Below are 8339 nucleotides of genomic sequence, written 5' to 3'. Positions count from 1 at the left end.
TCGTTCGCGTTCGATGCGCGCGCGTCGCGGATCGACGTCGGCACCGAGGCCCGTGCAGTGAGCGTCGACGTGGTGGTGCGGGTGGCGCCTGCGGATGTCGAGGGTCCGGGCGTGCTGGACGTGGGAGCGAGGATCGAGGCACGCGGGACAGCCGCGCCGCCACGTCCGGGGGAGCGGGCGGTGCTGACGGTGCACGCCTCCCGTGGAGTCGCGGTCCTGAGTTCTCCTGCCGGAGCGGCGGTGACCACCATGACGCTTCGCCGCGGGCTGGTGGAGGCCGTCGCGGGCCTTCCGGGCCCGGGCGCGGGGCTCGTGCCCGGCCTCGCCGTCGGCGACACCTCGGCCGTGTCGGCCGACCTGGATGCCGCGATGAAGGAATCCTCGCTGTCGCATCTCACCGCCGTGTCGGGCGCCAACTGCGCGCTCGTGGTGGGGCTGGCCTTCGCAGGGGCGGCGGCCCTCAGGGCCTCGCGGGCGGCGCGCGTCACGGCGGGCGTCCTCGTCCTCGGCGCCTTCGTGCTGCTCGTGACGCCCGAGCCGAGCGTCGTGCGCGCTGCGGCCATGGCGGCCGTGGCGATGCTGGGCGTGCTGCTGGGCAGGCCGGGCGCCGGCATCGCCGTGCTGTCGCTGTGCGTCGCGGTGCTGATGGTCGCCGATCCCTGGCTGGCAGGATCCCTCGGGTTCGCGCTGTCGGCCGTCGCGACCGCGTCCCTGCTGGTCTTCGCCCGGCCGCTCGCCGACGGCATGGCGCGGAGGCTGCCCCGTGCACTCGCCCTCGCACTGTCGGTGCCCCTTGCCGCACAGCTCGCGTGCGGCCCGCTGCTCGTACTCATCTCGCCGCAGGTGCCGGTGTACGGCGTGCTGGCCAATCTCCTGGCTGCGCCGGCCGCGCCGATCGCCACCGTGACGGGTCTCGCCGCCTGTCTGGCCGCCCCGCTCCCGCTCCTGCGCGAGGGGCTGGCCGCGATCGCCTGGCTCCCGGCGTCGTGGATCGCGGCGACCGCCACGACGACGAGCGCGCTGCCGGCGGATGCGCTGCCGTGGCTGGAGGGGTGGCCCGGGGTGCTCTCGTTGGGAGCGGTCGGCCTGTCGATCGGCCTGCTCGTCGCACTGCGTCGCGGCACCACGTCGCGTGCTCTGGCCCGCGGCGCGTCGGCGGCGCTCGTGGCGGTCGTGGCCGGCGTCGCGTGCGGCGGGGGACTGCTCGCGACGGTCGCCGGACGCTGGACGCTGCCTCCCGACTGGACGGTGCTCGCCTGCGATGTCGGACAGGGCGACGCCGTATTGCTGCGGTCGGCGGGGGCCGTCGCGCTGGTCGACACCGGTCCCGAGCCGGCGCCGCTCACGACCTGCCTCGATCGCGTCGGCGTCGACCGGATCGACCTGCTCGTGCTCTCGCACTTCGACCTCGACCACGTCGGAGGAGTGGACGCCGTCCGGGGCAGGGTGGGAATGGTCCTCCACGGACCGGTCCACGGGGACGGAGCCGAGATCCTCCAGGAGCTCGCTGCCGCCGGCGCATCACTGCGACCCGCCGCTGCCGGGCTGACCGGCTCGCTGGGCTCCGCGCGGTGGCGAGTGGTGTGGCCGCTGGCCGGTGGCCGGGCGTTCCCGTCGGGGAACGACGCCAGCGTCATCCTGGACATCCGTGGCGGAGGGATCCCGTCGACGCTGCTGCTCGGCGACCTCTCGGCGTCGCCGCAGCGTGCCATCGTCGCATCGGACGCCCTCGACCCCCCGTACGACCTGGTGAAGGTCGCGCACCACGGAAGCGCGGATCAAGATCCCGGCCTCTATCGCGCGGCCAGACCGGCGGTCGCGATCGTGACGGTCGGCGCCGGCAACGACTACGGGCATCCGCGCGCCGAGATCCTCGACGAGCTCGCCGGTATCGGCGCTCGTATCGCGCGCACCGATACCGAAGGCGTCGTCGCGGTCTGGGGGGACGCCGGCGAGGTCCGGATCTGGCGAGAGCGCGGCGGGTGAGTCGGCGGCCCTCGCTAGGCTGGAGTCATGGCACCGACCCCGCGACGCGCCCCCGCGAAGGCTGCGCGCAGCGCGATTCCGCAGCTGTCGTGGCGGTCCCCCCAGCCGGCGCCGATCGTGCTCGTCTCGGGCCCGGAAGACGTGTGCGCGGAGCGCGCGATCGCCGGGGTGCGCGACTACCTGCGGGCCGAGGACGCCAGTCTCGAGGTGTCCGACGTGCGCGCCGACGACTATGCGGCGGGCACGCTCCTCGCGATGACCTCGCCGTCGCTGTTCGGCGAGCCCCGGCTGGTGCGCGTCACCGGCGTCGAGAAGTGCTCGGATGCCTTCCTGTCGGAGGCGATCTCGTACCTCGCCATGCCGCAGGAGGGCGCGACGGTCGTGCTCCGTCACACCGGGGCCAGCGTGCGGGGCAAGAAGCTCCTCGACGCCATCCGCGCGGGCGAAGGCGGCGGCGTCGAGATCGCGTGCCCCGCCATCAAGCGCGACTCCGATCGCTACGACTTCGCAGCGGGCGAGTTCCAGACGGCGAAGAAGCGCATCGCCGCGCCCGCGCTTCGCACCCTCGTGTCCGCGTTCGCCGACGACGTCACCGAGCTCGCAGCGGCCTGTCAGCAGCTCATCGCCGACGTTCCTGGCGACATCACCGAGCAGGTCGTCGAGCGGTACTACGGCGGCCGGGTCGAGACATCCGCCTTCACCGTCGCCGACACCGCGATCGCGGGCCGCTACGGCGACGCGCTCATCGCCCTTCGGCATGCGCTCGCGTCCGGGGCCGATCCGGTGCCGATGGTCGCGGCGATCGCGCTCAAGCTGCGCACCATGGCCCGCGTGGCGGGCAGCCGCGAGCCGTCGGCCGCCCTCGCGGCGCGGGTCGGACTGAAGGACTGGCAGGTCGACCGCGCACGGCGCGACCTGACCGGGTGGAACGAGACGTCCCTCGGGATGGCCATCCAGGCGGCCGCTCGCGCGGATGCCGAGGTCAAGGGCGGCTCGCGCGACGCGGTCTTCTCGCTCGAGCGCCTCGTCACCGTCATCGCGACGCGCGCACCGTACGGCGCCTGACCGGTCCGCCGGGAACGCCGAAGGCCCGCCCCCGGAGGGACGGGCCTTCGATCAGCTGGTGCGACGGCTCAGAGAGCGGCGACCTGCTTGGCGATCGCCGACTTGCGGTTGGCGGCCTGGTTCTGGTGGATGACGCCCTTGCTCACGGCCTTGTCGAGCTTCTTGGTCGCCTTGAGCAGAGCCTTCTCGGCGGCGGCCTTGTCGCCGGCGGCGATGGCCTCGCGGGTGCGGCGCACCTCGGTCTTCAGCTCGCTCTTGACAGCCTTGTTGCGCTCGTGCGCCTTCTCGTTGGTCTTGTTGCGCTTGATCTGCGACTTGATGTTCGCCACGTTGGAAGATCTTTCGTCTTGATGGAACGGGAGTTGCCGCGTTACGGGTAGAGGGGCCGCTCGCGGCGTCGTGCGGAGGTGGGACCCCGCACGCAAACCAATCACCGAGTCTATCAGGTCCGCTCGAGCGTCGTGATCGCCAGATTGAGCACTGCGTTGAAGACGTCCGGGCGCATGACGGTCACGTGATGCGTGGTGCGCGGGACGACGATGAGCTCGGCATGGGGGGCGAGCCGGGTGAACAGCCGCTCGTTCACCCGCAGCTGGTCGTACTGCCCGTTCACGAACCACAGCGGCACGTCGATGCGCCCCACCGCAGCGAGCAGATCGAGCACGGACAGGCTGCTCAGGGCGACGTCCTGCGCGTCGAGCGCATAGCCGCCCGCGCCGAAGTCATCGCGCGTCTCCGCGGGGAGGATCCGGTCGAGCATCCGGTTCGTCAGCCACATGCCGCGGTCGGGGAGCGAGTCGAACCCCCGCGCGAGCATGCGGTAGGCGGCGAGCCCGACGCCCCGCGGGATCGCAGTGCACGACGCGGCGATGAACCCCGCGACCGGGGGCTGCTCCTCGGCGCCGACGTACTCGATGCACAGGAGGCCGCCCATCGAATGCCCCACGAGGAGGACGGGACCGCGGGACGCGGCATCCCTCACCGCGTCGTCGATGGCGGCGAAGGCGCCCTCGAGCGTGAAGTCCTCGGCCATGCGCGTGCCGTGACCCGGAAGATCGACCGCGATCGCCGGGTTGCCGCGCTCTTCGAGGTACGCGGCCTGCGCGCGCCACATCGTCGCGGACGTGCGGATGCCGTGCACCAGCACGACCTGCACGACCATCGCCCCAGGCTAGCTCCCCTTCCCAAGGGGACCGGCCGACCGGCCCCACTCCGCTCTCGCCCTAACTCCTCAGTCTTGTCGAGTCGAGCGGGGGCGCAGGGCGAAAACGGCGCCGGAACGACCGATTCTGAGGAGTTAGGGTGGGTGATCCCTGAGCCTCGGAATCGTCGGGCGGTGCAACCCCCGGGTTTCCCGCCCCGCGGGACACAGGAGTCGCGCAGGGGCCGGGCCCGGCTCACCCGTAGAATCGACGGGATATGTCACCGCGCGCCCTGAAGCCTCTCGAGCCGTCCGCGACCCCGCCCGAGCTGATCCGCAACTTCTGCATCATCGCCCACATCGACCACGGCAAGTCGACGCTGGCCGATCGGATGCTGCAGATCACCGGCGTCGTCGCCGACCGCGACATGCGCGCGCAGTACCTGGACCGCATGGACATCGAGCGCGAGCGGGGCATCACGATCAAGTCGCAGGCCGTCCGCATGCCGTGGTCGACCGACGCCGGCACCTTCGCGCTCAACATGATCGACACCCCCGGCCACGTCGACTTCACGTACGAGGTGAGCCGTTCGCTCGCCGCGTGCGAGGGGGCGATCCTGCTCGTCGACGCGGCGCAGGGTATCGAGGCGCAGACGCTCGCGAACCTCTACCTCGCGCTCGAGAACGACCTGCACATCATCCCGGTCCTCAACAAGATCGACCTGCCGGCCGCCGACCCGGACCGCTTCGCGAAGGAGCTCGCGAACCTCATCGGCGGTGACCCCGACGACGTGCTGCGGGTCAGCGGCAAGACCGGGATGGGCGTCGAGGATCTGCTGGATCGCATCGTCGAGCAGATCCCGGCGCCGAAGGGGAACTCGGATGCCCCGGCCCGCGCGATGATCTTCGACTCGGTGTACGACTCCTACCGCGGCGTGGTGACCTACGTCCGCATGGTCGACGGCAAGCTCTCGCCTCGCGAGCGCATCCAGATGATGTCGACGACCGCGACCCACGACCTCCTCGAGATCGGCGTCTCCAGCCCCGAGCCCGTCCCCACCAAGGGGCTCGGCGTGGGCGAGGTCGGCTACCTGATCACCGGCGTTAAGGACGTGCGGCAGTCGAAGGTCGGCGACACCATCACGACCCACCGCAAGCCCGCGACCGACGCCCTGCCCGGCTACACCGACCCCAAGCCGATGGTCTTCTCCGGGATCTACCCGATCGACGGCAGCGACTACGGCGACCTGCGCGAGGCGCTCGACAAGCTCAAGCTCTCCGACGCCTCGCTGCAGTACGAGCCCGAGACGTCGGTCGCGCTCGGCTTCGGATTCCGCTGCGGCTTCCTCGGCCTTCTGCACCTCGAGATCATCACGGAGCGCCTGTCGCGCGAGTTCGACCTCGACCTCATCACCACGGCGCCGAGCGTCGTGTACGAGGTGCTGACCGACACCGGCGAGACCCTGGTCGTCACCAACCCCAGCGAGTACCCCGACGGCCGCGTCGCGACGGTGAGCGAGCCGATGGTGAAGGCGGCGATCCTCACGCCGAAGGACTACGTCGGCACCGTGATGGAGCTGTGCCAGTCCCGCCGCGGCTCGCTGCTGGGCATGGAGTACTTCTCGGAGGAGCGCGTCGAGCTGCGCTACAGCATCCCGCTCGGCGAGATCGTGTTCGACTTCTTCGACCAGCTGAAGAGCCGCACGCAGGGCTACGCCTCACTGGACTACGAGCCGGCGGGTACGCAGGAGGCCGACCTCGTGAAGGTCGACATCCTGCTGCAGGGCGACAAGGTCGACGCGTTCAGCTCGATCGTCCACCGCGAGAAGGCCTACGCCTACGGCACCATGATGACCGAGCGGCTGCGCAAGCTCATTCCGCGACAGCAGTTCGAGGTGCCGATCCAGGCCGCCATCGGCGCGCGCATCATCGCCCGCGAGAACATCCGGGCGATGCGCAAGGACGTCCTGGCCAAGTGCTACGGCGGCGACATCACCCGCAAGCGCAAGCTCCTCGAGAAGCAGAAGGAGGGCAAGAAGCGCATGAAGATGGTCGGCCGCGTGGAGGTCCCCCAGGAGGCATTCATCGCCGCGCTGTCGGGCGATGTCGAGGGCAAGGCCTCGAAGTAGGCTGGTCGTCATGCGTCGAGGAACCTTCCGGGACGACACGGTCGACTACGCCGCCGTCGGGGCCACTCAGGCACCCGACCTGATGACCTATCCGCCCGAGCGCAGCACGCCCGCTGAGGAGTCCTGGCGCATCGGCAGCGGAGAGTCCCGTTTCCGCACCGCGAGCGATGCCCTCCTGTCGTGGACCGCGCAGCGCGGGGCGGGCCTCGCGATCAAGGACGTGCGTCCGGCCTCGGGCCCCATGTACTCGGGCGTGAGCTTCGACGCCGAGGGCCACCCGATCGCCCCCAGCCGCTCCGAGTCCGACCTCCGCTACGACGCCGATGGCACGCCGTATGTCGGCGCCGGCACGACCATCCGCGTCGCGGGACGCGTGAGCGGGCTCAGAGCGGATGCCGAGCTGCGCGTGATCTTCGCGATCGAGGAGCCCCGCCGCGTCGGGTTCGCCCTGGGCACGGTGAGCGACTCGGTGGTGTCGGGCGAGGAATCGTTCATGCTCGACTGGTTCGACAACGACGAGGTGTGGTTCACCGTTCGCGCGTTCGACACCCCGCGGGCCGTGTTCTACCGGATGTTCCCCGGGCTCGTCCGCCGCCGCCGCCGCGAGCTGTTCACCCGGTATCTCCGCGCGATCTCGCCGCTGTACACGACGCCCGCGTGAGCCGCTGATGGGCTCCGCGCTTCCCCTGGGCGAGCCGGTTCCCGCCGACGGCTCGTTCCCCGCCGCGACGACGGCCGACCCGGCCACGCCGTTCGGGGTGTACCTCCACGTGCCGTTCTGCCGCGTGCGGTGCGGGTACTGCGACTTCAACACCTACACCTCGGACGAGCTGCGCGGCGCGCGTCAGGACCAGTACGCCGACACGCTCCTGGGCGAGGTCGAGCTGGCGCGGGGCGTGCTCGCGGGCATCGGACCGCTGCGACCGGCAGCCACGGTGTTCTTCGGCGGTGGCACCCCCACGCTGCTGCCCCCCGGCGACCTCGGGCGCATGCTCCAGGGCGTGCGGGACGCGTTCGGCATCGCCGACGGCGCAGAGGTGACCGTCGAGGCGAACCCCGACACGGTGACGGATGCCGTCGCCGCCGAGCTCGCGGCATCCGGGGTCACGCGCCTGTCGATCGGCATGCAGTCCGCCGTCCCGCACGTGCTCGCGGCGCTGGATCGCACCCACGACCCGGCGAATGTGCGCACGGCCGTCGCGGCGGCGCGCGGAGCCGGGCTCGATGTGAGCGTCGATCTCATCTACGGGGCGCCGGGGGAGTCCCTCGAGGACTGGCGCACCTCGGTGCGGACGGCCGTGGAGCTGGCCCCCGACCACGTCTCGGCGTACGCGCTGATCATCGAGGACGGCACGAAGCTCGCCCGTCAGATCCGGCGCGGAGAGGTGCCGGCTCCCGACGACGACCTGCAGGCCGACATGTACGAGCTCGTGGACGACGCCCTCGCCGAGGCAGGCTTCGAGTGGTACGAGGTGTCGAACTGGGCGCGGAGCGAGGCGCAGCGATCGCGGCACAACCTCGCGTACTGGCAGGGAACGGACTGGTGGGGCTTCGGGCCTGGCGCGCACAGCCACATCGGCGGCGTGCGGTTCTGGAATGTGAAGCACCCGGCGGCGTACGCGCAGCGGCTCGCGCTGGGGCAGTCGCCGGCGGCGGCGCGCGAGGTGCCCGACGTCGAAGCCCGCACGCTCGAGAACGTGCTCCTGCGCACCCGCATCCGCGAAGGACTGCCCGTGTCGGAGGTGCTCGGGGAGGGGCGCCGCGCGGTGGCCGCGCTCATCGCGGACGGACTCATCGACGGGCCGTCCGCCGTGCACGGGCGCATCGTGCTGACGCGGCGCGGCCGACTGCTCGCCGACGCCGTGGTCCGGGCGCTCACCGAGTAGCCCGACGCGCGATCGGCTCGCGGCCCACCGGCGCTCATCCGGTAGGATTAGCACTCCAGTCATGCGAGTGCCAGAACGGGCGTGAGGAGGCGGGATGGTCAGCGAACGCGGACTCCAGGTGCTGCGCGCGAT

Annotated in this window: 7 protein-coding genes; 5 read left to right on the top strand and 2 right to left on the bottom strand. The window is 71.5% G+C overall.

The features are described 5' to 3' along the window. Positions 1 to 1986 (top strand): ComEC/Rec2 family competence protein (locus ACE3O1_RS13410; RefSeq protein ID WP_374315846.1); only part of this gene is annotated, 1986 nt, incomplete at its 5' end. A 27-nt stretch (positions 1987 to 2013) separates the two neighbouring features. Further along, positions 2014 to 3051, top strand: coding sequence for a DNA polymerase III subunit delta (gene holA / locus ACE3O1_RS13405; protein WP_374315844.1), 1038 nt, complete (start codon positions 2014 to 2016; stop codon positions 3049 to 3051). 68 nt (positions 3052 to 3119) lie between these two features. On the opposite strand, the gene rpsT is transcribed toward holA, so the two are convergent. Together rpsT and ACE3O1_RS13395 are read right to left on the bottom strand one after the other, a co-directional pair. Next, positions 3120 to 3380 carry a 30S ribosomal protein S20 gene (gene rpsT / locus ACE3O1_RS13400; RefSeq protein WP_374315842.1) on the bottom strand — a complete coding sequence of 87 codons (261 nt, stop codon included), beginning with the start codon at positions 3378 to 3380 and terminating at the stop codon, positions 3120 to 3122. Positions 3381 to 3493: 113 nt separating this feature from the next. Then, entirely contained in the window at positions 3494 to 4213 is a 720-nt protein-coding gene (locus ACE3O1_RS13395; protein WP_374315840.1) for an alpha/beta fold hydrolase, read from the bottom strand. Between the two features lie 257 nt (positions 4214 to 4470). On the opposite strand from ACE3O1_RS13395, the gene lepA reads away from it, so the two are divergent. From lepA to hemW, 3 genes are read left to right on the top strand one after another with little or no spacing between them, the layout of a single operon-like run. Further along, on the top strand, positions 4471 to 6321 hold the full coding sequence (lepA, locus tag ACE3O1_RS13390) for a translation elongation factor 4 (protein ID WP_374315838.1): 1851 nt from the start codon (positions 4471 to 4473) through the stop codon (positions 6319 to 6321). Between the two features lie 10 nt (positions 6322 to 6331). Beyond that, the gene (locus tag ACE3O1_RS13385) at positions 6332 to 6982 is read left to right on the top strand and encodes a DUF1990 family protein (protein WP_374315836.1); all 651 of its coding nucleotides are present in this window, start codon (positions 6332 to 6334) and stop codon (positions 6980 to 6982) included. Between the two features lie 7 nt (positions 6983 to 6989). Beyond that, on the top strand, positions 6990 to 8207 hold the full coding sequence (gene hemW, locus ACE3O1_RS13380) for a radical SAM family heme chaperone HemW (RefSeq protein ID WP_374315834.1): 1218 nt from the start codon (positions 6990 to 6992) through the stop codon (positions 8205 to 8207). Positions 8208 to 8339: the final 132 nt, after the last annotated feature.

The sequence above is a fragment of the Microbacterium sp. genome (genome assembly GCF_041909575.1).
Taxonomy (GTDB): domain Bacteria; phylum Actinomycetota; class Actinomycetes; order Actinomycetales; family Microbacteriaceae; genus Microbacterium.
This window is presented reverse-complemented; position numbering and strand designations above follow the sequence as displayed.